Here is a 22,128-nt window from a genome sequence, read left to right as displayed (position 1 = left end):
GGTGGGCACGGCGCGGGGTGCTCCCTGTTCGGGGGCGCCGCCTTCCGCCGCTTCGCGGCGGGTCTCCCACCCGCCCGCCCGTCATCCCGCGTCGTGAGGCGGGCCGGGGGCATACATCCCGTGGACCGGCACTCCTCCTCCGCGTCCGCAGGAGCACCCGTCGGCACGCACTCCTGGCACCGGCAGCTCTCGGCAGGAGCCCCCGTCGGCACGCGCCTCTGTCACCGGCAGTCCTCCGCAGGAGCCCCCGTCGGCACGCGCCTCTGGCACCGGCAGTCCTCCGCAGGAGCCCCCGTCGGCACGCACCTCTGGCACCGGCAGTCCTCCGCAGGAGCACCCGTCGGCACACACCCCCGCCACCGGCAGCCCCCCGCAGGGAACCCCGGCGGCGCCGTTACGACGACGCCGGCGTCTCCATGCTGGAGTTCGCCGGGTTCCTCCCCATCCTCCTCCTCATCGGCCTCGCCGCCATCCAGCTCGGCCTCGTCGGCTACGCCGCGAACCAGGCGGGGTCCGGTGCCCGCGCCGCGGCCCGTGTCGCCTCGCAGGGGGAGGGCGGCGGGGAGGCCGCCGGGCACGCCGCCATGGACGACGGGCTCGCAGCGGACGTCATCGTCGGCGACGGCAGCGGTGAGACGACGACCGCCACCGTCACCGTCCAGGTCCCCACCCTGCTTCCCTTCGTCGACACCGACTGGACCGTCGAGAAGTCCGCGACGATGCCCAACGACGACACCGGCGCCCCGGGCGACCCCGGCACAGGCCCCGGCCCCGACATGGGCCCCGGGACAGGAGGCTGACCCCATGAGTCTGCGAGCCCGCATCGCGTCGCCCGCCGAAACCACCACCCCCAACCGCGACGACAGCCTCGTGGCCACGTACCGCGCGAAGCTGCTCGAAGAGATCGACCTCGCCGAGATGTCGTCGCTCGCGGCGCCCGACCGCCGCCTGCGCCTGGAGCGCGTGCTCAACCACATCATCAGCCGCGAGGGCCCGGTCCTCTCCTCCGCTGAGCGCGCCCACCTGGTCCGCCGCGTCGTCGACGAGGCCCTCGGACTCGGCGTGCTCGAACCGCTGCTCGCCGACGCCTCCATCACGGAGATCATGGTCAACGGCCCCGAGTCGATCTTCGTGGAGCGGGCCGGACGGGTGGAGCAGCTCCCCCTCCGCTTCGCCTCCGAGGACCAGCTCATGCAGACGATCGAACGCATCGTCTCCACCGTGAACCGCCGCGTCGACGAGTCCAACCCCATGGTCGACGCCCGCCTGCCCACCGGTGAACGCGTCAACGTCATCATCCCGCCGCTCGCCCTCACCGGCGCGACCCTCACCATCCGCCGCTTCCCGCGCGCGTACACGCTCCCCGAACTCATCGGCCTCGGCTCGCTCGACGAACACATGCTGATGCTGCTCGCCGCCTTCGTACGCGCCCGCTTCAACATCATCGTCAGCGGCGGCACCGGCTCCGGCAAGACGACCCTGCTCAACGCCCTCTCGGGACTCCTCCCCGCCCACGAACGCATCATCACCATCGAGGACTCCGCGGAACTCCAGCTCCAGCAGGACCATGTGATCCGGCTCGAATCCCGGCCCCCGAACGTCGAGGGCAAGGGCCAGATAACGATCCGCGACCTGGTCAGGAACTCGCTGCGCATGCGCCCCGACCGCATCATCGTCGGCGAGGTCCGCGGCGGCGAGACCCTCGACATGCTCCAGGCCATGTCCACGGGCCACGACGGCTCCCTCGCGACGGTCCACGCGAACACGGCGGAGGACGCCCTGACGAGGCTCCAGACCCTCGGCTCCATGTCGGAGGTCCAGGTCCCCTTCGAGGCCCTGCGCGACCAGATCAACTCCGCCGTGGACGTGGTCGTCCAACTCGCCCGGCACGCGGACGGCTCCCGCAAGGTCGCCGAGATCGTGCTCCTGGTCAGCCACGGCCGCCAGCAGTTCCGCATCGCACCCGTCACCCGCTTCGTACCGCGCCCCGCGGGCCCGGACCGCGTCGTCCACGGCTACTTCGAGCACCTGCCGCTGCCACGGCCCGTCGCCGAGCGGCTGTACGTGGCGGGGGAGCCGGCGCCACCCGCGTACGGCGTCGCCGAGGCCATCGACGTACTGAACACGAGGGAAGCCACCGGCTGATGAACAACCCCACGCTGCTCGCGCTCGGCGCCACGCTCCTCACCGGCACGCTGGCCGTCGCCGGACTCCAGACGTACGCGTCCGGGCGCGCCCAGCGCCAGGCGCTGGAGAACCGCCTGGCAGCCGATGGCGGTGCCCGCCCCGCCCTGGAGGGCGGCCGGGCGCGCCGCTTCACGGCGGTCGACCGCCGACTGCGCCGCACCCGCCTGGGCCGCGAGCTGCAACTGCGTCTCTCCGCGACGGGCCTGGACCTGACGCCCGGCGAGTTCTTCACGTACGTCATGGCGGTCGTAGCGGCGCTGTGGCTGATAGCGGCCGCGTCCCTGGCCCCCTTCTTCGGCCCCATCGCCGGAGTCGTGGCCGTATGGAGCGCCGTCATCTTCCTCAACTGGCAGCGGCAGAAACGCATCGAGGCGTTCATCAACCAGCTCCCCGACGTGGCCCGCATCCTCGCCAACGCCACGGCGGCGGGCCTCGCCCTGCGCACCTCGCTCGCGATGGCCGCGGAGGAACTCGAAGCCCCCGCGGGCGAGGAACTCTCCCACGTCGCCCGCCAACTGACCGTCGGCCGCTCCATCGACGACACGCTGGAGGAACTGGCCCAGCGCCTCCCCTCCAGGGAACTGATAGTGCTTGTGACCACCCTGGTCCTGTCCAACAAGGCAGGCGGCTCGGTGGTGAACTCGCTGCGCAACCTCACCCAGACCCTGGAGGACCGCAAGGAGACCCGGCGGGAGGTCCGCACGATGCTGTCGGAGGTCCACGCGACGGCTTTCACGGTCCCGCTCCTCGGCCTTGGCTCCCTGCTGTTGATCAACTCCTCGAACGAGGGCGCCCTGGAGCGCGTGACGGGCTCGCCCTTGGGCCAGACCCTCATCCTGATCTCGCTGGGCCTCTACGCGGTGGGGTTCTTCGTGATCAGGCGTCTGGGAAAGATCGAGGTGTGAGCGCCCCATGACCGCACTCCTGCTCGCCGCCCTGATGGGCCTCGCCGTGGCCGGCGCCGCCCAGGGCATCCGCATGTACCGCGCCGAGGCGAAGCTCCCTGCCGACCTCGCGGTGGCCCTGGAGGTCGGGGCGTCCCGCGTCTCGGTGGCGGGTGGCGCGGTGGACCGCCTGGGCATGCGTTTCGCGCCACTCGTACTGCGCCTGATGGGCCCCGGCCGGGTCACCGCCAAGCGCCGCCGTATCGACATGGCGGGCAACCCGGGCGGCCTCACCATCGACCGCTACGCGGCCCGCCGAGCGGTGTACGGGGCCTTCGGCCTCGTCCTGGGCCTGATCTTCCTCACCAACGGCCAACCGCTGTTCGCGGCCATGACCTTCGTCTTCGGGGCGGTGGCCGCGGACGCCCTGATCTGGCAGGCGATCCGCGAACGCCGCGAGGTCATCGACCGTACGCTTCCCGACTTCCTCGACGTCCTGGCCGTCGTCGTGTCCGCGGGACTCGGCTTCCGGCAGGCCCTCGACCGCGTCGCGGAGAAGTACGAGGGGCCCTGGGCGGACGAACTTCGCATCACACTCCGCCAGATGGACATGGGCGTCAGCCGCCGCCAGGCCTTCGACGAGCTGCGCAAACGCAACTCCTCCGAACAGGTGGCCCAGTTCGTCTCCGCCCTCCAACAGGGCGAGGAACTCGGCTCCCCGATCGCCGAGACCCTGATCCAACTCGCGACCGACATGCGCCGTACGGACGCCCAGAATTCTCGCCGCCGCGCCGCGAAGACGATCCCCAAGGCGACGATGGTGACGCTCGTCTTCATGCTCCCGGCCACGATGATCCTCATCGCGTCCGGCATGTTCCTCGGGTCCGGTTCCGACTTCGGTTCGATTCTGGGGAAATGAGCCGCCGCACGACGGCGGGTGACATCCGGCGGAACACATGGCGGCAGGGCTCAGGGAGGTGCATGGTGGCGTTGCGGAAGGGGAAGGGAACTCGCCAACTTGCGCATCGGGCGTACCTGAAGCCGCATCGGTCGCGCAGAGTTGCTGCCGACATACGTGTTGTCGCGTACGTTGCCCATGAGAACAGCGGCGTCGGTGAAGGTCGCGGTATCGGGTGGGAGAGAAAGGTCGTCCGTCGTGCTGAAGGAACGCTTGCTGGGGGCGTGGGTGAAGTGGACGGTGGAGCTCGGAGCACGCGTCCGGGGCGCGCAGAAGGATCGGGGCGCGGGGTTTGTGGAGTACGCGGGGTTGATGATCCTGATCGCCGGGATCTTCGTCCTCATCGACGGCCTGGGGCTGGACGGGCAGATTTCCGGAGCCATCCAGGACGCCGTGTCCGACGTCGTCGGTGGCTGAGGCGCCACGGTCTCCGCAGCGACAGGGGCGGAACACTCCCGCTCTACATCTGGCTCACAGGAATCATCCTTTTTGTCTCTCTCGCGTTCTTCGCCTTCGCGCAAGCGGCTTCCGCCCGTAACGGGGCGCAGTCAGCGGCGGACGCCGCGGCCCTGGCGGCCGCGCAGGACGCCCGCGACGAGCTGGTCGAGGGGTTGGGTACGGCGATCGAAGCGGGCGAGGGCGACGACTGGCTGAACTGGCTCGCGGGCGACATGTTCACCGGTGAGAGCGCCGAGGCGGCGGCGGACGCTCTTGCCGCCGAGAACGACGCGCACGTCAGTGGCTTCAGTGGGGCGGAAGTGAACGGGTACCCCGGCTTCGACGTGGAAGTGACGACGGACTACACCGTCGGCGACTCGATCCTCCCGGGAACGGAGAGCCAGCACGCAAAAGCCGACGCGACCGCCGTCATCAAGCCCCGTTGCGAATTGGCTGAGTCGTCCGACCCCGAACAGGCAGTGGGGTTCACCTGCGACGGCGATGAGGCCCCCATTGAGATCGACCCGGACGACTTCGAACTTGGGGACCTCCCGGACGCGTCGACGCTCTTCTCCGTACACCTGGCCGACTGACTAGCGAGCAACGAGAAAAGGAAGCCGTAGCGATGACACTTCGGCGTACCAAGAAGACCCGCAGGGCAATGACCGCGGCGGCGATCACGACTGGGCTGGTCCTCGCGGTGGCCGGTTGCGGCGGCGGTGATGACGGGGGCGACGACTCCAAGAAGGAGAACACGTCGTCGGGCGCCACCGAGAATGGTCAGGGAGGTGACGAGAAGGAGCCGGAGGAGCAGCAGTCCCAGCCTTCCGACGAAGTGCTGTCCGAGGTGAAGGGCGAGGAAAGCATCACGCTGACGGTCAAGTCGGCCACGCGGGACGAAGGTGGCTTCGTCACGGTCTCCGGCACGGTCACGAACAACGGCAGCCGGTTCTTCACCGCGGCCAACTGGCGCGGCGAAGAACGCGAGCTCAATAAGAACGGATCCTCCGTGGCAGGCGCCAACCTCGTCGACGGCAAGGGCAAGAAGCGTTACCTGGTGTTGCGTGACACTGAAGGCCGCTGCCTGTGCACCAAGTTCACCGGAGGCGTCAAACCCGGCCAGACCAACGACTGGTACGCACAGTTCCCCGCCCCGCCCGAGGGGACGAGCGAGGTGACCTTCCAGGTCGGCGCGATGCCCCCCGCCCCCATCGAGATCTCCGAGGGCGAGTGAACCATGACCCGCTCCCGCTCCCGCTCCCGCTCCCTGGCGACCGCCACAGCAGGCACCCTCACCGCCCTCCTCCTCCTGGCCCCCACCACCCCCGCCTGGGCCGACGAAGAAGACCCCAGCGCACCCCCAGGCAGCACCACCACCTCCCCACCCCCCGAGGTCGACTCCAACAGCCCGGGTCTCAAGCTGGCCGACGGCGCCACCCTCGCGCCCGCCAAGGTCCTGGACATCAAGTCCGTGGTGGAGGACATGGGAGGGGCGGAACGCCGTGAGGACACCAACACGGACGTGAAGTTCGCGCTGCAGGCGGAGGTCCTCTTCCCCAAGGACAGCCCCAAGCTGAACCCGGAGGCGAGCGCCCGCATCAAGGCGATCGCCGACGAGGCGAAGGCGCAGAAGGCGACGGACGTACGCGTCTTCGGCTTCACGGACAACCTGGGCTCGTACAGCCACGGCAAGAAGCTGTCGAAGGACCGCGCCGAGGCGGTCCACGACGAGCTGGCTTCCCACCTGGGCCCGCAGGTCACGTACTCCGTACGCGGCTACAGCGAGGACTACCCGATCGCGGACAACGGCTCGGAGGAGGGCCGCAAGAAGAACCGGCGGGTGGAGGTGTCGTTCCCGCGGGGTGGGGGGCCGACTGCCGGCGTGGGGGATGGTGGAGGGGGAGTGGAGGAGTCGTCGGCCTGAAGCAGATGCCGGCGAACGCTCGGACCGCCGCGGCGCTCCAGGCCTGGGCACGCCTCCGGGGCCGTCGCGGTCCGGCCGCTCGCCGGTAGCGCCGAAGGCGCCTGTCGCGGGCCGCTCGCCTGGACGTACCCGGACCGCCACCAACTGATCCAGACGGCCCTCGCCCACGAAGCGGAGCGTCCTTGACGCCGGTGAAGTGATACCCGGAGGCGACGGGGGCGAGCCGACATCCGGAGGCGACAAGGGTGAGGCGATATCCGGAGGCGACGAAGCGGTTGGCTTCGTAGGATCGCCCCATGAGCATCGCCCCCGGCCGCCGCCCCCACGACTTCGACGCCCTCGTCGCCGAAGCGGAAGCCGCGCCCACCGAAGGGTGGGACTTCTCGTGGTTCGAGGGGCGGGCCACCGAGGCGCGGCCCTCGTGGGGGTACGCGCGGGCCATGGGGGAGCGGCTCGGGCGGTCCTGCGCCTCACTCGACATCCAGACCGGGGGCGGGGAGGTGCTCGGCTCCGCGCCCGTCCTGCCGCCCCTCGCCGTCGCGACCGAGGGCTGGCCCCCGAACGTCGCCAAGGCCACCGCCCTGCTGCGGCCCCGCGGGGTGGTCGTCGTGGCCTCGCCCGAGGACGCGCCGTTGCCCTTCGCCGACGCGGCCTTCGACCTCGTGACGAGTCGGCACCCGGTCACCCCGCACTTCGACGAGATCGCCCGTGTCCTACAGCCCGGCGGTACCTACTTCGCCCAGCACGTCGGGCCCGCCAGCGTCTTCGAGCTCGTCGAGTTCTTCCTCGGCGAGCAGCCCGCGGACGTCAGGGGCGCCCGGGATCCCGAGGGGGAGCGCAGGGCCGCCGAGGCCGCCGGGCTCGACGTCGTCGAACTGCGCGCCGAGCGGCTCCGCATGGAGTTCCTCGACATCGGCGCCGTCGTCCACTTCCTCCGCAAGGTCGTGTGGATGGTGCCCGGCTTCACCGTCGACGCCCACCGCCCCCAACTGCGCGAACTGCATCAGAAGATCCAGGACGAGGGGGCGTTCGTCGCCCACAGCACCCGGCATCTCTTCGACGCCCGTAAGCGGTAGGCGTGGCGGAGGAATTCCGCGGGGGTGTCGTCCGTTTGTTGTTGGAGGTGAGTGTCCCGGCAGGGGCACTACGGGGACGAGGAGTTGGACATGGCCAAGGGCAAGGGGCCGTACGTCTGTGGCCTGGACGCGGCCGTCGACGTCGTCGGCGGGAAGTGGAAACCCCTGATCCTGTGGGCGCTCTACGCGGGCCGGACGCTCCGCTTCGGTGAGCTGCGGCGGCGCGTGCCCGGCGTTAGCGAGAAGGTGCTGATCCAGCAGCTTCGCGAGATGGAGGCCGACGGGATCGTCCACCGCGAGGTGTACCGAGAGGTGCCGCCCCGCGTCGAGTACTCCCTCAGCGACCTCGGCCAGTCCCTGAACGCGGCGCTGGGGCCCCTCGGCCTCTGGGGCGAAAAGAACATGGAGCAGCTCGTCGCCCGGCAGGCCGAGAGGACAGCCGCGGAGCAGGCCGCCAAAGCTGAGAAGGCGAAGCAGGCGAAGCAGTTGGAGCAGGCGAAGAGGGCGGGGGAGGCGGAGCAGGACCGGGCGCGGGGGCAGGCACGGGCCGTGGCGGAGCAGCCGAGCGGGGGCGGGCCCGCGCGGCGAGTCGTCGGAGCCGCGCGGGTCGTTCCGCGCCCCGCGGCGGCGCGCGGCGCCCGCGGCGGCTCGGGCGTGGCTGCGCTCGGCGGCAAGACGGCTCCCTGAGACCCAGGGCTCGCGGCTTCCTGAGAGCCAGGGCTCGCGGCGGCTTCCTGAGAGCCAGAGCTCGCGGCGGCTCCCGGAGGGCAGTCCTCGCGGCTCCCGTAAGAGCAGTCCTCGCGGCGGCTCCCGACTCGCGGCTTCCGTAAGAGCAGTCCTCGCGGCGGCTCCCGAAGGACGGTCCTCGCCACTCCCCCGGGGGCAGTCCTCGCGGCTTCCGGGAGGGGCAGCCCTCGCCACTCCCGAAGGCAGCCCCGCACGCGCCTCCCCGAAGCAGCCCTTGCCGCTCCCCGAAAGCAGCCCCCGCAGCTCCCGTGAGCAGCCCCCGCCCCCACTTAGCGGGATCGTTATCTCCCGTGGCTCGATTCCCCCGCCCCGTTCCCCTAAGTTCAGACCAACGCTAATTCGCGCCAGCAAAGCTGCGCGGGTGGTGCCGCGCAGTGGAGGGGGCTGCGCGGCCCTGCGTACCCCCCGGCGCCGGGGCGGCGGCGCCTCGTGGCGGTGTCGGCGTCAAGGCCGCGCCCCGCGCACCCGTCACCCTTCAGGAGTATCGGCCACTGCGGTCGGATCCCGCCGTGAGGGCCGAAATCCGGTGGGAGGACAGGGCCGGTCAGTCGCCGAGCGATTCCGGAGCGTAGTTGTGGCACGCCGATGCACCCCGAACCACTTACGAAGGGTTATGGTGGAAACCCCCCCTCGGGCCGGTCCGTCTCCCCCCCCCCACGGACCGGCCCGTTTTTTTGTGCCCACGCGCACCCACCCGCGCCCACCTCGCAACGGCAGCCCAGCCGCCCCCCACGCCGTGCCCCAGCCAGCCCCCACACCGCACCCCCGCCCGGGCCCCCGCACCGCCCCACCAGGCGGAACGGACGAGGCCCCGGCCGGCAGGGCGGGGAAGGCGAGGGCGTCAGCCCCGGCCGGCCCAGATGTTCGTCCCCGGCGTCGACACCGCGAACGTGTCGATCTCCGCAAGCTCCGCATCCGTCAGCTTCGGACCCGCGAGCGCCGCCACGTTCTCCTCAAGCTGCTGCACGCTGGACGCGCCGATGAGCGCCGACGTCATGCGCTCGTCGCGGAGCACCCAGTTCAAAGCCAGTTGCGCCAGCGACTGGCCCCGCCGGGCGGCGATGTCGTTCAGGCCATTGAGACGGCGCACGACCTCCTCGTTGAGCAGGTCCGGGTCCAGGGACTTGCCCTGCGTCGCGCGCGAACCCTCGGGGATGCCCTTCAGGTACTTGTTCGTGAGCAGGCCCTGGGCCAGCGGCACGAAGGAGATGCAGCCCATGCCCGCCGCCTCCAGCGTGTCGAGCAGGCCGTCGTCCTCGGTCCAGCGGTTGATCATCGAGTACGAGGGCTGGTGGATGAGCGGCCGTACACCCATCTCACGCAGCAGGCGCGCCGCCTCAGCGGTCTGCTCGCTGGTGTACGAGGAGACACCGACGTACAGCGCCTTGCCCTGCTGGACCGCGGACGCGAGCGCGCCCATCGTCTCCTCGAGCGGGGTGTCCGGGTCGAAGCGGTGCGAGTAGAAGATGTCGACGTAGTCCAGGCCCATGCGCTCCAGGGAGGCGTCCAGGGAGGACAGCAGGTACTTCCGTGAGCCCCACTCGCCGTACGGGCCGGGGTGCATGAGGTAGCCCGCCTTGGTGGAGATGACCAGCTCGTCGCGGTACGGCGCGAAGTCGTCGGCGAAGAGCTTGCCGAAGTTCAGCTCCGCGCTGCCGGGCGGCGGACCGTAGTTGTTCGCCAGGTCGAAGTGCGTGACGCCCAGGTCGAAGGCGCGGCGCAGGATGGCGCGCTGGGAGTCGAGGGTGCGGTCGTCACCGAAGTTGTGCCACAGGCCGAGGGAGACGGCGGGCAGTTGCAGACCACTGCGGCCACTGCGCCGGTACTCCATGGAGTCGTAACGATCCGTTGCTGCGCGGTACGCGGAGGTGTCGTTCATGACGACGAAGCTACTTCAGCGGCTCCGCGAACGGCTCCGCGAACGGTTCCGCGAACGGCTCCTGAGCGCCTCTGAGTACGGCGGCTGCATACGGCCGCCGAGTGCGAGGCCTGAGTACGGCGCCCGCGCGCGGTGCCTGAACGCGGCGTCCGCGTACGGCGCACGCGTACAGCGGCCGAGCGCGGGCGCCGCCCCCACCCGCCCGGCACATGGGGAACGGGCCCCCTCCGGCAGCGGTACGCTTTCGCCTTCGGGGACTGCCGTCCGTGCGCAGGGACCGACACCTGTGGTGTGTCTCCCGGTGTCCCCGGGGGCAGGTCCGCACGCCCCCGGACCCCCGGCAGGCCGGCCCCCGCGGCAGCGGTCAACTTTGTGAGAGGTGGAATTCCGTGAGCTTGCGCGACCTGGTGTACGGACTTTACGCACGCCGGGTGGAAGGCCGCCTCGACCACGACCAGGTGCCCAAGCACATCGGCGTCATCCTCGACGGCAACCGCCGCTGGGCGAAGGCCTCGGGAGGCACCACCGCCCAGGGCCACCAGGCGGGCGCGTACAAGATCGAGGAGTTCCTCGGCTGGTGCGCCGAGACCGACGTCGAGGTCGTCACGCTGTGGATGCTGTCCACGGACAACTTCGACCGCCCCGAGGAGGAGCTGGTCCCGCTCCTCGGCATCATCGAGGACACCGTCCGCAGCCTCGTCGACGACGGCCGCTGGCGCGTCCACCACGTCGGCGCCCTCGACCTGCTTCCCTCCCGCACCCAGGCCGTGCTCAAGGAGGCCGAGCAGGCCACGCACACCCGCACCGGAATACTGGTCAACGTCGCGGTGGGCTACGGCGGCCGCCAGGAGATCGCCGACGCCGTCCGCTCCCTGCTGCTCGACCACGCCGAGCGCGGCACGTCCATCGAGGACATCGCCGAGAGCGTCGACGTCGAACAGATCTCCAAGCACCTTTATACGAGTGGGCAGCCCGACCCCGATCTGGTGATCCGTACGAGTGGGGAACAGCGGCTCTCCGGCTTCATGCTCTGGCAGTCCGCCCACTCCGAGTACTACTTCTGCGAAGTCTTCTGGCCGGCCTTCCGAAAAGTCGACTTCCTGCGTGCCCTGCGTGATTACGCGGCGCGGCACCGCCGTTACGGCGGATGACCCGAAAGCCCTGACGAGGTCGCGGTAACCAGGAGTTAACCAACGCGCCGTCATATGCCATGGCATGGCCGCGCTTGTTCGAGGGAATACCCCTTGCAGGTCGGCGCCCGATTCACGGACGCCGTATCTCAGCGGACGGCACGGGGCCGTCCGCCCGGGAGGCCCTTTGCACCAGGACGACCGCGCGCCGAGCGCGGACGACAGGGAGGGCCGGTGCACGGCCCGCGCAGGGTGGCCAGACACCGGCCCAGTTCCCTCCGTCGCTCCCCGACCTCATCCGAGGGGGTACGTCCTTCCGTGGTGACCAGCACAAAGCGCCAGCAAGGCCGGCGCACCTATGTTCTCGACACCAGCGTTCTGCTCGCCGACCCGAACGCCCTGTCCCGCTTCGACGAGCACGAAGTCGTGCTGCCGATCGTCGTGGTGACAGAGCTTGAGGCCAAGCGGCACCACCCCGAGCTCGGCTACTTCGCCCGGCAGGCGCTGCGCCTGCTCGACGACTGCCGGATCCGCTTCGGGCGCCTGGACGCGCCGATTCCGACCGGCGATCTGGGCGGCACGCTGCGCGTCGAGCTCAACCACTCCGACCCCGGCGTGCTCCCTGCCGGTTACCGCCTGGGCGACAACGACTCGCGCATCCTCGCCGTGGCCCGCAACCTCCAGGCGGAGGGGTACGACGTCACGGTCGTCTCCAAGGACCTGCCACTGAGGATCAAGGCGTCGTCCGTCGGCCTCCTCGCCGAGGAGTACCGCGCGGAGCTCGCCATCACGGACGCCTCCGGCTGGACCGGGATGTCCGAGCTGACTCTTTCGGCGGAACAGGTCGACCTTCTCTTCGAGACGGAGACGCTGTACGTCCCCGAGGTCGTGGACCTGCCCGTGCACACGGGCCTGACCATCCAGTCCGAGCGGGGGAAGGCGCTCGGCCGCATCAGCCCCGAGGGCAATGTGCGTCTCGTGCGCGGCGACCGTGAGGCATTCGGCCTCAAGGGCCGCAGCGCCGAGCAGCGCATCGCCCTCGATCTGCTCCTCGACCCCGACGTCGGCATCATGTCGATGGGCGGCCGCGCGGGCACCGGCAAGTCGGCGCTCGCGCTGTGCGCGGGCCTCGAAGCGGTCCTGGAGCGGCGCCAGCACCAGAAGGTGATGGTCTTCCGGCCGCTGTACGCGGTGGGCGGGCAGGAGCTCGGCTATCTGCCGGGCACCGAGGCCGAGAAGATGGGGCCCTGGGCGCAGGCCGTCTTCGACACCCTCGGGGCCGTGGCCGGCAAGGAGGTCATCGAGGAGGTCTCGGCCCGCGGCATGCTGGAGGTCCTGCCGCTGACCCACATCCGCGGCCGCTCGCTGCACGACGCGTTCGTCATCGTGGACGAGGCCCAATCCCTGGAGCGGAACGTTCTGTTGACCGTTCTGTCCAGGATCGGGGCGAATTCGCGTGTCGTACTGACCCATGACGTCGCCCAGCGCGACAACCTCAGGGTGGGCCGGTACGACGGAGTGGTCGCCGTCATCGAGAAGCTGAAGGGGCATCCGCTCTTCGCACACGTCACCCTCACGCGGTCCGAGAGGTCGCAGATCGCGGCGCTCGTGACCGAAATGCTGGAGGACGTGCAGATCTGACGGGTCTGAGGCCCCTGGTCGAGTTCGGCACCGTTGTGCGGTAGTTGGCGCCGTCCGGCGAAGCGAGTGAGCCTAGCCGGGCGGCGCCTTGGTGTGTCGGTGTTTCCGTAAAACTCGTGGGGCAAACGAGGTGTGAGCTTTCCCACGCAACGCAGAATTGCCTCCCGGCGTCTCGCTACGGCAGAGTCTGGGTCCTGTCAGGCCCCGCATACGGCACTCCTGTACCCCCAGCGGTACAGAACAACAGAACTTCATAGTGGTTGCCGTATGCCGCCCGAGCACCAAGCGGCGCTCCTGTCCCAGGAGTTGTCCACCGGGCCCGCGCCTCCCGTGACCGATGTACCCAGCGGAGGCCAGCGCCAGGGGCACGATTGCGTCCGCGGGGTCACCTATGCGGGCGATGCTGGAAGGAAACCGTGTGAGCCGGATCTCGGTCCGGGGATTCGCAGTGGCGTCGGCCACCGCGGTCACCACCGTCGGCGCCGTAGTGGGTGTTGCCTCGGGCGACACCCAGTCCTCGAACTCGAACGACATCGAGGCCACGGCAAGCGACGCGACTCTCCTCGCAGACATACCCGCGGGTCGGCACGCCCAGGTGCAGACCACGTCCGTGGCGCAGCAGGCGGACGCCCAGGCGATGGCCGCCGACACGGCCGCGAAGAAGTCCGCGGCGGAGTCCGCCCGCAAGCAGGCGGCCAAGGACGCCGTCGCCAAGCAGCAGGCAGCCGAGAAGGCCGAGAAGGCCGAGAAGGAAGCCGCCGCGAAGAAGGCCAAGGAGAAGAAGGAGCGCGAGAAGGAGGCCAAGAACACGGCCAGCCGCTCGTCCTCCCGCGACGCCTCCGACTTCGCGCCGCAGAGCTCCTACTCCGTCTCGCAGGTCCAGGCGATGGCGCGACAGATGGTGCCCGGCGGCCAGTTCCAGTGCTTCAGCAACATCGTGAACCACGAGTCGACCTGGAACTACAAGGCCACCAACGCCTCTTCCGGCGCCTACGGCCTCGTCCAGGCGCTGCCCGCCTCGAAGATGTCATCGGCGGGCGCCGACTGGCGGACGAATCCGGCCACGCAGATCAAGTGGGGCCTGGGCTACATGAACGAGCGCTACGGCAGCCCCTGCGGCGCTTGGGACTTCTGGCAGGCCAACCACTATTACTGAGGTGCTTGCGCTGGGCCTTCAGGAACCCCTCACCGGCCTACGGTGGGGGGTTCCGCCCGTGTACGGTCGGTCCGAACAGTTCCCCGAGGCAGCCGGGGAGACTCGGTGGGGAACGACGGGGTAGAGGACGGATCATGGCGCGAGTTCCAGGGTGGCGCGGCCGGGTGGGCTCCGCGCTGACCAGGATGGGAGAACGCCTCGGCGCGGGCGCGGCCACGGGTGATCCCGCGGACGCGACCGCGGACACGGCGGCGCGGAGGGCCTCCGGCGACGCCGGACCCGAGGCCCCGGCCGACATGTCGGCGACCGAAGGGACCTCGGCGGAAGGGGCGTCGGCCAGCGGGGCGACAGCGCCCGGGGAGACGGAAACCGAGGCGGCCGCGACCACCGGCGCCGTGGCCGCCCCGCCGAAGCTGTCGCTGCGCAAGCGGTACGCGGACCGGGTGCGGGCCGCGCAGGCCGACACCGACGACTTGACGGACGACCCGGACGCGTCCGCCTCCGACCAGGTGCCCGCCCCGCCCACCTACGCCCCCGACATAGGGGCCCGCCCCGACCCCGTGGACGCCGTGCCCTGGGGCATGCGGGTGGCCGCGGAGGCCGGGTGGCGGCTGCTCGTCCTCGCAGGCACCGTCTGGGTCCTGATGAAGGTCATCACCGCGGTGCAGTTGGTCGTGTTCGCGTTCGTCGCCGCGCTGCTCATCACCGCACTGCTCCAGCCGACGGTGGCCCGCCTCAAGCGGCTCGGGCTGCCGCAGGGGCTCGCCACGGTGGCCACCGCCGTACTCGGCTTCGTGGTCATGGGGCTTGTGGGCTGGTTCGTGGTATGGCAGGTCATGGAGAACGTCGACACGCTCTCCAGCCAAGTCCAGGACGGCATCGAGGACTTGCGGAAGTGGCTGCTCAACAGCCCCTTCCACGTCACCGAGGACCAGATCAACGACATCGCCAAGTCGCTGCGCGAGGCGGTGGGCGCCAACTCCGAGGAGATCACCTCCGCCGGGCTCGAAGGCGTCACCGTCATCATGGAGGCGCTCACGGGCATACTCCTCGCGATGTTCTCCACGCTCTTCCTGCTGTACGACGGGCCGCGCATCTGGCAGTGGTTCCTGAAGCTGGTGCCCAAGGCGGCCCGGCCGGGGGTCGCGGGTGCGGGGCCGCGGGCGTGGCGGACGCTCACCGCGTATGTGCGGGGCACGGTGATAGTGGCGCTCATCGACGCCGTCTTCATCGGCGTCGGCATCTACTTCCTCGGTGTGCCGATGGCCGTGCCGCTCGCCGTCTTCATCTTCCTGTTCGCGTTCATCCCGCTCGTGGGCGCGGTCGTCTCGGGTGCCCTCGCCGTCGTGGTCGCGCTCGTCACGCACGGGGTGTTCACGGCGCTTATGACGCTGCTCGTCGTGCTCGCCGTGCAGCAGATCGAGGGCCACATCCTGCAGCCGTTCATCCTCGGCCGTGCGGTGGCCGTGCATCCGCTGGCCGTGGTGCTGTCCGTGGCCGCCGGGGGGATGGTCGCCGGGATCGGCGGGGCCGTGGTCGCGGTGCCGCTGGTCGCCGTGACCAACACGGTGGTCGGGTACCTCCGCACCTACGCCCGCGAAGCGGCCCTCAAGACGGCGCCCCAACCTCGCGGCGCCACCGCCTCCGAGGTGGCCTCACCCCCCACCCCCGACTCCCCCCAGCCCTGACCCGGGCCAACCGGCCTGGCGGCCTCGTCCTCAAACGCCGGACGGGCTGAATCGGCCTGGCGGCCTCGTCCTCAATCGCCGGACGGGCTCAAAAGATCACTCTCGCCCGTCAGGAAGCAAGGGCGGGTGGGTGGGGAAAGCCCGTCCGGCGATTGAGGACGAGCCCGGAGGGCGATACACGTTCACACGCGTAGGGCCCCGCTCAACAAGAAGCGGGGCCCTACGGGCGGCGTAAGAGGAAGCGCGCCGCTAGGCGAGATGCGCCTCGGAGTCGAGCGTAACGCCCACAGCCTGGATCACCGCGGCGATCTTGAAGGCTTCCTGGATCGTCTCGCGGTCGACGCCCGCCTTGCGCAGCACCTGCTCGTGGGAGTCGAGGCACTGCCCGCAGCCGTTGATCGCGGAGACCGCGAGGGACCACAGCTCGAAGTCGACCTTCTCGACGCCCGGGTTGCCGATGACGTTCATCCGCAGACCGGCGCGCATCGTCCCGTACTCCGGGTCGGAGAGCAGGTGACGCGTGCGGTAGAAGACGTTGTTCATCGCCATGACGGCGGCAGCCGACTTGGCGGCGGTGTACGCCTCGGGGGAGAGGTTCGCCTTGGCCTCGGGCTCCAGCTCGCGCAGCACCTTCGGGGAGCGGGAGGCGATCGCGCAGGCGAGCACCGTGCCCCAGAGCTGCTGCTGCGGCAGATCGGAGTTGCCGATGACCGAGCCGAGGTTCAGCTTCAGGTCCTTGGCGTAGTCCGGTACGGCGGACTTCAGTTCGTCGAGTGCCATGTCAGAAGGCTCCGTTCACTCGCCGGACAGCAGCGCGACCGGGTCCAGGGTCTCGTCGCCCTTGCTCCAGTTGCACGGGCAGAGCTCGTCCGTCTGGAGGGCGTCGAGGACCCGGAGGACCTCCTTCGGGTTACGGCCGACGGAACCGGCGGTCACCATCGTGAACTGGATCTCGTTGTTCTGGTCCACGATGAAGACGGCGCGCTGCGCGAAGCCGTCCTCGCCCTCGATGCCGAGCGCACGCATGAGCTCGTGCTTGGAGTCGGCCAGCATCGGGAAGGGCAGGTCCGTCAGGTCCGGGTGGTCCTTGCGCCAGGCGTGGTGCACGAACTCGGAGTCGCCGGAGAAGCCGAGGATCTGGGCGTCACGGTCGGCGAACTCGTCGTTCAGCTTGCCGAAGGCGGCGATCTCCGTCGGGCACACGAAGGTGAAGTCCTTGGGCCACGCGAAGACGATCTTCCACTTGCCTTCGTACGTCTTGTGGTTGATCTGCTCGAACTCCTTGCCCGTCTCCAGCGAGACACAGGCAGTCAGGTCGAACTCGGGGAACTTGTCACCGACAGTGAGCACACGTACTCCTTGCAGCGGAGGAACCCTGTAAGGGGCTCCAGAGGGTTGGACTGCTGTCGATCGTGGCACAGAGTGCATTGATTAGGGAAATAGCTACACTTGGTTGTGTTGATCGGAGGTGGCTATCAGTGCGAGCCATAAATAGGGGTAAGCAACCCAGTCTGGCGCAGCTCCGCGCCTTCGCGGCCGTGGCCGAGCAGTTGCACTTCAGGGACGCGGCGGCAGCAATCGGGATGAGTCAGCCCGCGCTGTCGGGCGCGGTCTCGGCCCTGGAGGAGACACTGGGTGTCCAGCTCCTGGAGCGCACCACCCGCAAGGTGCTGCTCTCCCCGGCCGGGGAGCGGCTCGCGGTGCGCGCCAAGGCCGTCCTCGACGAGGTCGAGGCGCTCCTGGAGGAGGCCGACGCGGTGAAGGCGCCGTTCACCGGCGCGCTGCGGCTCGGTGTGATCCCGACGGTGGCGCCGTATCTGCTGCCGACGGTCCTCGGACTCGTCCACGAGCGGTATCCGGACCTGGATCTCCAGGTGCACGAGGAGCAGACCTCCTCGCTGCTCGAAGGTCTCGCGGCGGGGCGCCTCGACCTGCTCCTGCTCGCGGTGCCGCTCGGGGTGCCCGGGGTCACGGAACTGCCGCTCTTCGACGAGGACTTCGTCCTCGTGACGCCGCTCGACCACTGGCTCGGCGGACGCGAGGGCATCCCGCGCGAAGCACTGCGCGAGCTGAACCTGCTGCTGCTCGACGAGGGGCACTGCCTGCGGGACCAGGCCCTGGACATCTGCCGGGAGGCCGGGCGTGAAAATCTGGGGGCGGGGCGGAGCCCTTCGGCTGAGGGTGGCGGTGGCGGTGGGCGACGGGCGGGCGCGCCGGTGACCACGACCGCCGCCGGGCTCTCCACGCTCGTCCAGCTCGTGGCGGGCGGGCTGGGTGTGACGCTCCTGCCGCGCACCGCGGTCCGCGTGGAGACGAGCCGCAGCAGCCAGCTCCTCACCGGGTACTTCGCCGACCCCGCCCCGACGCGACGGGTCGCGCTCGCGATGCGGACGGGGGCCGCACGGGCGGCGGAGTACGAGGAACTGGCGGCGGCCCTGCGGGAGGCACTGCGACCGCTGCCGGTACGGGTGCTCGGGGCCTGACCGGGCCCGGCACCCGCACCGGCGGCGCGAGTCACGTCGTACGAGGAGTCACCCCCTGAGGGGGCTCACTTGAGGGGGCTCACTCCGTACGCAGCCCGTCCGGGCGCATCATGCGCCACAGCGCCGGCAGGCTCAGCAGTGTCACCGCCGCGACCAGGGCGGCACCCGCGGCGCACAGCGGCAGGAACACCAGCCAGTCGGACACGGTTTTGTCCACCATCCGGCACATCACGAACCCGAGGGCCAGGCCGCCGGAGATGGCGAGGCCGAGGCCGAGCACCACAGGGACCGCCGTCTGCCACAGCATCGACCACGCCATCGAGGAGCGGCGGGTACCGAAGGCGGTCAGGGCGGCGAGCAGCCGCTTGCGCTCGCGCAGTTGCTCCAGGGTCGAGACCAGCATGGACGCCGCGATCAGCATCATGGTGGCGATCGCGCCCGCCTGTAGTCCCTTCTGCACGGAGGCGTACTGCTTGTCGCGCTCGACCATGCGGATGGTGTACACCCGGATCAGCGGGTCGATGTGCGTGGCCGCGTTGCGCACGTACTCCTCGGCGTCCGTGACCTTCGGGTCGATCTGCACCAGGGCCTGGGTGCTCGCGTCCGCCAGCTTCGCCACGTCGATCGCGCCGGGCGTCACGAAGATGCCGCTGTAGCGGTCGCCCGCCGGGTCGGGGCGCGAGGTGATCGTGCGGGCCGACTTCGGCAGCGTCCACGGCCTGTGCTTCCCGCGTGCCTCGCTCGCGTCGTCGCCCCAGCTCTCGCTGTTGAGCTCCACCTGCTCGCCGGGCCGGGCCGTGCGGTCCACCCACTGGTCGAGTTCGCGGTCCCCGGAGTGCACGACGAAGGCGTCGCCGTCCTTGCAGGGGCCGACCCGCGCCAGTTCGCGCAGGGTCGCGCAGGTACCGACCGACAGCTCCGTGGTGGGCCGCATGTCGTCGCCGCTCTTCATCTCGCCCGGCCTGACCACGTACGAGGAGACCCGGCCGATGACACCCTTGACGCCCTTCGCGGCGCGGAAGTCGTCGATCATCCGCTGGGCGAGCGGGCCGCTGGCCTCCGGCGAGCTGACGTTGAGCTGGGCGCGCCGGGGGTCCTGGTCGGTGGTGGTGTTGAACTCGTCGTGCATGGAGGCGAAGAGCATCTGCAGGGCGACCGCGCCCGCCACCGCGACCGTGATGCCGCTGACCGCGCGTGCCGCCGTGCCGCTGCTCAACTGCAGCCGCCGGGTGGCGAGCTGCCACGGCACGGGGCCGCCGCGCAGTTGGGCCACCGCCGCCTCGACCAGCCAGGGCATCAGTGTCGCGAGGCCCACCAGGGTGAGGGTGGCGCCCGCGGCGATGGTGTACACCTGCACGTCCTCGCCGCCGGTGCGGGTCACCTGGTCCTGGTTGAGCAGGACAAGCAGGCCCGCGACGGGCAGCAGCAGCCGCCACCACAGCCGTCGGCGACGGGCCGTCGTGCTGCGCACCACGCCGAGCGGCTCGATGGCGACGGCACGCAGCGAGACCAGCGTGACCAGGACGGAGGAGACCGGCACCGCCACCACGATCACCGCCGTGAGCCCGGGCATCGGCACCATGTCGGACGGGAACGCGCTGACCTTCCAGATGTCGACGACGCCCACAAGCTCGCGTCCGCCGAGGAAGAACACGGCGCCGAGCGCGAGGCCGAGGAGCGCTCCGAACAGCGCCTCGCCCGCCGCGATCCGGCGCACCCCCCGCCGGTCCGCGCCGACCAGGCGCAGCGCGGCGAGCCGCTGATCGCGCCGGTCGCCGCCGAAGCGGACCGCGGTGCCGATGAAGATGAGCACCGGGGTCAGGAGCACGACGCAGATCAGGACGACGAGGACGACCAGGAGCGGGTCGAGCGGCTCGGTCTCCTCGTGGTACCCGAAGGCCTCGACGCGGTGGGCGCCCTGCGCCTTGGAGAGGGTGTCGGAACCGGTGTAGTAGTACAGCTCCTTGGGGCTGATCAGGCCCGGCTCGCCGATGGTGCCGATGATGCGGTAGTCGTCGAAGCGCTGCTTGAGGAGCTTGCCATCGGAACTGTTCATCAGGTCGCGCAGGGCGGGGGACACCACCATCTCGCCGCCCTTGGGCAGCTCGCTCACGCCGGGCGGACGCACGGGGTGGTCGCCGTCGGCGCGTACCGAGCGGCCACCGATCTCCGAGTCGCGGAAGCCGGTGCCCGCGTCGACCGTCAGGATCGTCGCGTCGGTCCGCTCGATCGTCTTGGCGGACATGGTGTCGGCGGGGTTGCGGGCCGCCGCGCGGGCGTCCCGGTTGGCGAGCAGGTCGGGCACGGACGCGGCGCCGAGCAGCAGGGCGACGCCGAGGCCCACGCCGACCGCGGTGAGCACGGTGCGGACCCAGCCCTCGCGGCCGCCGCCGACCGCGAACCGGACGCCCATGGCGAGGTCGCGCAGCCAGGCGCGGGCGCCGGTGGGCCCGGTGGGCCCGGGGTGCGGGACCGCACCTGCGGGCGCCGCGGGCTTCGTACGGGTCGTGCTCATACCAGGCGCTCCATGTCCCGGGACTTGCCGTCGCGGACGACGATCTCGCGGTCGGAGTAGGCGGCGACCCGGGTCTCGTGGGTGACGAGGACGACCGCGGCGTTGGTGGAGCGCGCGGCGTCGGTGAGGAGCTCCATCACGCGCTCGCCGTTGAGGGAGTCCAGGGCGCCGGTGGGCTCGTCGGCGAAGAGCACCCGCGGGCTCGTGACGAGGGCGCGGGCCACGGCGACGCGCTGGCCCTGGCCGCCGGACGCCTGGCCGGGGCGCTTGTCGCGTACGTCGTCGACCTCCAGGCGTTCCATCCAGGTCAGGGCGGTGCGCTCGGCGTCCTTGCGCTTGGCGCCGTTGAGCCGCAGCGGCAGGGCGACGTTCTCCACGCACGTCAGCTCCGGGACCAGTTGCCCGAACTGGAAGACGAACCCGAACTCGCTGCGGCGCAGCGCGCTCAGCGCGGTGTCGTTCATGTCCGTCAGGCGCTGTCCGTTGTACGTGATCTCGCCCGCGTCGGGGCGGACGATGCCGGCGAGACAGTGCAGGAGCGTGGACTTGCCGGAGCCGGAGGGGCCCATCACGGCGACGATCTCGCCGGGGTGGATGGAGAAGTCGGCGCCGTCGAGGGCGGTGGTCGGTCCGTAGACCTTGCGCAGACCGTCGGCGGTCAGCAGGGAACCCGCGGGAGTCATCCGGGGAGCACCTCCTTGGCGAGCTTGCCCAGACGCGCGGAGGTGAGCTCCAGCCAGCGCAGGTCGGCTTCGAGATGGAACAGGGCGTGGTCGCAGATGAGCTGATCGGCGAGATCGCCCCTCCGCTTGCGGTCGGTGAGGATCCGCATCAGGCGCAGGTGTTCGGCGCGCTGGGTGTCGAGGATGTCGGCGGCGTCGCGGTGGGTGAGCAGCGCGAGGACGACCTTGGTGTACAGGGTCGACTGGAGGTACGGCTCGGGCTTCTCCGGCGTCGCGAGCCACCGCTGGACATCGGTGATGCCCGCCTCGGTGATGGCGTACCGCTTGCGCTCGGGGCCTTCGCCCGCCTCTATGCCGTCGACCTCGACGAGGCCGTTCTTCAGTAGGCGGGACATGGTCGAGTAGACCTGGCCGTAGTGCAGCGGCTTGTCGTGCCCGAACTTCTCGTCGAAGGCACGCTTCAGGTCGTAGCCATGGCGGGGCCCGGATTCGAGGAGCCCGAGGAGGGTGTGACCGATGGACATGCGGAGCACTATACACACCACGTATACCCACGGTGTATACCCGCAGTGTCCAGCTCGACGGCAGCTCAGACGTTCGAGACGTGGGCAACCGTCTGTGGCCCTGGTGAGTCGATTTGGGTGGGACAGCACGGGTTCCCCGGTGACGGGTGCTGATTGTCACGTCCGGAAAAGGCCGGATCGTGGGGAGTTTGTCCTGGGGCGCGGTGTTAGCTTCG

20 protein-coding genes and 1 pseudogene are annotated in these 22,128 nt (G+C 70.4%); 15 read left to right on the top strand and 6 right to left on the bottom strand.

Annotated elements, in window-relative coordinates; genetic code table 11:
• Positions 1 to 416 precede the first annotated feature (416 nt).
• The 10 genes and pseudogenes from IG78_RS0113815 to IG78_RS0113770 form a co-directional block, all read left to right on the top strand.
• The gene (locus tag IG78_RS0113815) at positions 417 to 800 is read left to right on the top strand and encodes a TadE/TadG family type IV pilus assembly protein (protein WP_051852606.1); all 384 of its coding nucleotides are present in this window, start codon (positions 417 to 419) and stop codon (positions 798 to 800) included.
• Positions 801 to 804: 4 nt separating this feature from the next.
• Positions 805 to 2,145, top strand: coding sequence for a TadA family conjugal transfer-associated ATPase (locus IG78_RS0113810; RefSeq protein WP_030562748.1), 1,341 nt, complete (start codon positions 805 to 807; stop codon positions 2,143 to 2,145).
• Positions 2,145 to 3,092 carry a type II secretion system F family protein gene (locus IG78_RS0113805; protein WP_030562746.1) on the top strand — a complete coding sequence of 316 codons (948 nt, stop codon included), beginning with the start codon at positions 2,145 to 2,147 and terminating at the stop codon, positions 3,090 to 3,092. Before IG78_RS0113810 ends, IG78_RS0113805 begins: the two co-directional genes overlap by 1 nt.
• 7 nt (positions 3,093 to 3,099) lie before the next feature.
• Positions 3,100 to 3,990: a DUF5936 domain-containing protein gene (locus IG78_RS0113800; RefSeq protein ID WP_030562745.1), complete on the top strand. Its 891-nt coding sequence runs from the start codon at positions 3,100 to 3,102 to the stop codon at positions 3,988 to 3,990.
• Between the two features lie 267 nt (positions 3,991 to 4,257).
• Positions 4,258 to 4,446 carry a hypothetical protein gene (locus IG78_RS51290; protein ID WP_030562743.1) on the top strand — a complete coding sequence of 63 codons (189 nt, stop codon included), beginning with the start codon at positions 4,258 to 4,260 and terminating at the stop codon, positions 4,444 to 4,446.
• Positions 4,443 to 5,060, top strand: coding sequence for a pilus assembly protein TadG-related protein (locus tag IG78_RS51285; RefSeq protein ID WP_225882083.1), 618 nt, complete (start codon positions 4,443 to 4,445; stop codon positions 5,058 to 5,060). The genes IG78_RS51290 and IG78_RS51285 overlap by 4 nt, the downstream gene beginning before the upstream one ends.
• A gap of 32 nt (positions 5,061 to 5,092) precedes the next feature.
• Positions 5,093 to 5,701, top strand: a complete 609-nt coding sequence (locus IG78_RS0113785; RefSeq protein WP_030562739.1) for a hypothetical protein — start codon at positions 5,093 to 5,095, stop codon at positions 5,699 to 5,701.
• A gap of 3 nt (positions 5,702 to 5,704) precedes the next feature.
• Entirely contained in the window at positions 5,705 to 6,391 is a 687-nt protein-coding gene (locus IG78_RS0113780) for an OmpA family protein (RefSeq protein WP_030562737.1), read from the top strand.
• Positions 6,392 to 6,687: 296 nt separating this feature from the next.
• Positions 6,688 to 7,467 (top strand): class I SAM-dependent methyltransferase, encoded by a 780-nt coding sequence (locus IG78_RS0113775; RefSeq protein WP_030562735.1) that lies wholly within the window; start codon positions 6,688 to 6,690, stop codon positions 7,465 to 7,467.
• Positions 7,468 to 7,557: 90 nt separating this feature from the next.
• A pseudogene (locus IG78_RS0113770) lies at positions 7,558 to 7,923 on the top strand (winged helix-turn-helix transcriptional regulator); the annotation flags it as partial.
• Between the two features lie 1,132 nt (positions 7,924 to 9,055).
• On the opposite strand, the gene mgrA reads toward IG78_RS0113770, so the two are convergent.
• Complete coding sequence (gene mgrA, locus IG78_RS0113765; protein ID WP_030562731.1) at positions 9,056 to 10,093, bottom strand: L-glyceraldehyde 3-phosphate reductase; 1,038 nt, start codon at positions 10,091 to 10,093, stop codon at positions 9,056 to 9,058.
• Between the two features lie 389 nt (positions 10,094 to 10,482).
• On the opposite strand from mgrA, the gene IG78_RS0113760 reads away from it, so the two are divergent.
• The 4 genes from IG78_RS0113760 to IG78_RS0113745 all read left to right on the top strand — a co-directional run bounded on the left by IG78_RS0113760 (position 10,483) and on the right by IG78_RS0113745 (position 15,708).
• On the top strand, positions 10,483 to 11,244 hold the full coding sequence (locus tag IG78_RS0113760) for an isoprenyl transferase (protein WP_030562729.1): 762 nt from the start codon (positions 10,483 to 10,485) through the stop codon (positions 11,242 to 11,244).
• A 297-nt stretch (positions 11,245 to 11,541) separates the two neighbouring features.
• Positions 11,542 to 12,864, top strand: coding sequence for an RNA 5'-3' helicase PhoH2 (gene phoH2 / locus IG78_RS0113755; RefSeq protein ID WP_030562727.1), 1,323 nt, complete (start codon positions 11,542 to 11,544; stop codon positions 12,862 to 12,864).
• A 418-nt stretch (positions 12,865 to 13,282) separates the two neighbouring features.
• Positions 13,283 to 14,020: an aggregation-promoting factor C-terminal-like domain-containing protein gene (locus tag IG78_RS0113750; RefSeq protein ID WP_030562725.1), complete on the top strand. Its 738-nt coding sequence runs from the start codon at positions 13,283 to 13,285 to the stop codon at positions 14,018 to 14,020.
• 134 nt (positions 14,021 to 14,154) lie between these two features.
• On the top strand, positions 14,155 to 15,708 hold the full coding sequence (locus IG78_RS0113745) for an AI-2E family transporter (protein ID WP_037685543.1): 1,554 nt from the start codon (positions 14,155 to 14,157) through the stop codon (positions 15,706 to 15,708).
• 249 nt (positions 15,709 to 15,957) lie between these two features.
• Here the strand turns inward: IG78_RS0113745 and IG78_RS0113740 are convergent, their stop codons facing one another.
• Together IG78_RS0113740 and IG78_RS0113735 are read right to left on the bottom strand one after the other, a co-directional pair.
• On the bottom strand, positions 15,958 to 16,488 hold the full coding sequence (locus IG78_RS0113740) for an alkyl hydroperoxide reductase (RefSeq protein ID WP_030562721.1): 531 nt from the start codon (positions 16,486 to 16,488) through the stop codon (positions 15,958 to 15,960).
• Between the two features lie 15 nt (positions 16,489 to 16,503).
• Positions 16,504 to 17,058 carry a peroxiredoxin gene (locus tag IG78_RS0113735; protein ID WP_030562719.1) on the bottom strand — a complete coding sequence of 185 codons (555 nt, stop codon included), beginning with the start codon at positions 17,056 to 17,058 and terminating at the stop codon, positions 16,504 to 16,506.
• A gap of 128 nt (positions 17,059 to 17,186) precedes the next feature.
• On the opposite strand from IG78_RS0113735, the gene IG78_RS0113730 reads away from it, so the two are divergent.
• On the top strand, positions 17,187 to 18,191 hold the full coding sequence (locus tag IG78_RS0113730) for a LysR substrate-binding domain-containing protein (protein WP_078965132.1): 1,005 nt from the start codon (positions 17,187 to 17,189) through the stop codon (positions 18,189 to 18,191).
• 79 nt (positions 18,192 to 18,270) lie between these two features.
• On the opposite strand, the gene IG78_RS0113725 is transcribed toward IG78_RS0113730, so the two are convergent.
• From IG78_RS0113725 to IG78_RS0113715, 3 genes are read right to left on the bottom strand one after another with little or no spacing between them, the layout of a single operon-like run.
• The gene (locus tag IG78_RS0113725) at positions 18,271 to 20,706 is read right to left on the bottom strand and encodes an FtsX-like permease family protein (protein WP_030562715.1); all 2,436 of its coding nucleotides are present in this window, start codon (positions 20,704 to 20,706) and stop codon (positions 18,271 to 18,273) included.
• Positions 20,703 to 21,389, bottom strand: coding sequence for an ABC transporter ATP-binding protein (locus tag IG78_RS0113720; RefSeq protein WP_030562713.1), 687 nt, complete (start codon positions 21,387 to 21,389; stop codon positions 20,703 to 20,705). The genes IG78_RS0113725 and IG78_RS0113720 overlap by 4 nt, the downstream gene beginning before the upstream one ends.
• Positions 21,386 to 21,913, bottom strand: coding sequence for a PadR family transcriptional regulator (locus IG78_RS0113715; protein ID WP_030562711.1), 528 nt, complete (start codon positions 21,911 to 21,913; stop codon positions 21,386 to 21,388). The genes IG78_RS0113720 and IG78_RS0113715 overlap by 4 nt, the downstream gene beginning before the upstream one ends.
• Positions 21,914 to 22,128 lie beyond the last annotated feature (215 nt).

This window comes from Streptomyces aureocirculatus, assembly GCF_000720475.1.
GTDB classification, from domain to species: domain Bacteria; phylum Actinomycetota; class Actinomycetes; order Streptomycetales; family Streptomycetaceae; genus Streptomyces; species Streptomyces aureocirculatus.
Note: the sequence above shows the minus strand (reverse complement) of the source record. Positions and strands in the feature narration are given on the sequence as shown.

What these genes read in the sequence shown, in the direction of transcription:
- IG78_RS0113800 (WP_030562745.1), top strand. Translation starts at nt 3,100, where the DNA reads ATGACCGCACTCCTGCTCGCCGCCCTGATGGGCCTCGCCGTGGCCGGC.
- IG78_RS0113720 (WP_030562713.1), bottom strand. Translation starts at nt 21,389, where the DNA reads ATGACTCCCGCGGGTTCCCTGCTGACCGCCGACGGTCTGCGCAAGGTC.
- IG78_RS0113780 (WP_030562737.1), top strand. Translation starts at nt 5,705, where the DNA reads ATGACCCGCTCCCGCTCCCGCTCCCGCTCCCTGGCGACCGCCACAGCA.
- IG78_RS0113805 (WP_030562746.1), top strand. Translation starts at nt 2,145, where the DNA reads ATGAACAACCCCACGCTGCTCGCGCTCGGCGCCACGCTCCTCACCGGC.
- IG78_RS0113725 (WP_030562715.1), bottom strand. Translation starts at nt 20,706, where the DNA reads ATGAGCACGACCCGTACGAAGCCCGCGGCGCCCGCAGGTGCGGTCCCG.
- IG78_RS0113745 (WP_037685543.1), top strand. Translation starts at nt 14,155, where the DNA reads ATGGCGCGAGTTCCAGGGTGGCGCGGCCGGGTGGGCTCCGCGCTGACC.
- IG78_RS0113775 (WP_030562735.1), top strand. Translation starts at nt 6,688, where the DNA reads ATGAGCATCGCCCCCGGCCGCCGCCCCCACGACTTCGACGCCCTCGTC.
- IG78_RS0113715 (WP_030562711.1), bottom strand. Translation starts at nt 21,913, where the DNA reads ATGTCCATCGGTCACACCCTCCTCGGGCTCCTCGAATCCGGGCCCCGC.
- IG78_RS0113785 (WP_030562739.1), top strand. Translation starts at nt 5,093, where the DNA reads ATGACACTTCGGCGTACCAAGAAGACCCGCAGGGCAATGACCGCGGCG.
- mgrA (WP_030562731.1), bottom strand. Translation starts at nt 10,093, where the DNA reads ATGAACGACACCTCCGCGTACCGCGCAGCAACGGATCGTTACGACTCC.
- IG78_RS0113815 (WP_051852606.1), top strand. Translation starts at nt 417, where the DNA reads ATGCTGGAGTTCGCCGGGTTCCTCCCCATCCTCCTCCTCATCGGCCTC.
- IG78_RS0113810 (WP_030562748.1), top strand. Translation starts at nt 805, where the DNA reads ATGAGTCTGCGAGCCCGCATCGCGTCGCCCGCCGAAACCACCACCCCC.
- IG78_RS0113740 (WP_030562721.1), bottom strand. Translation starts at nt 16,488, where the DNA reads ATGGCACTCGACGAACTGAAGTCCGCCGTACCGGACTACGCCAAGGAC.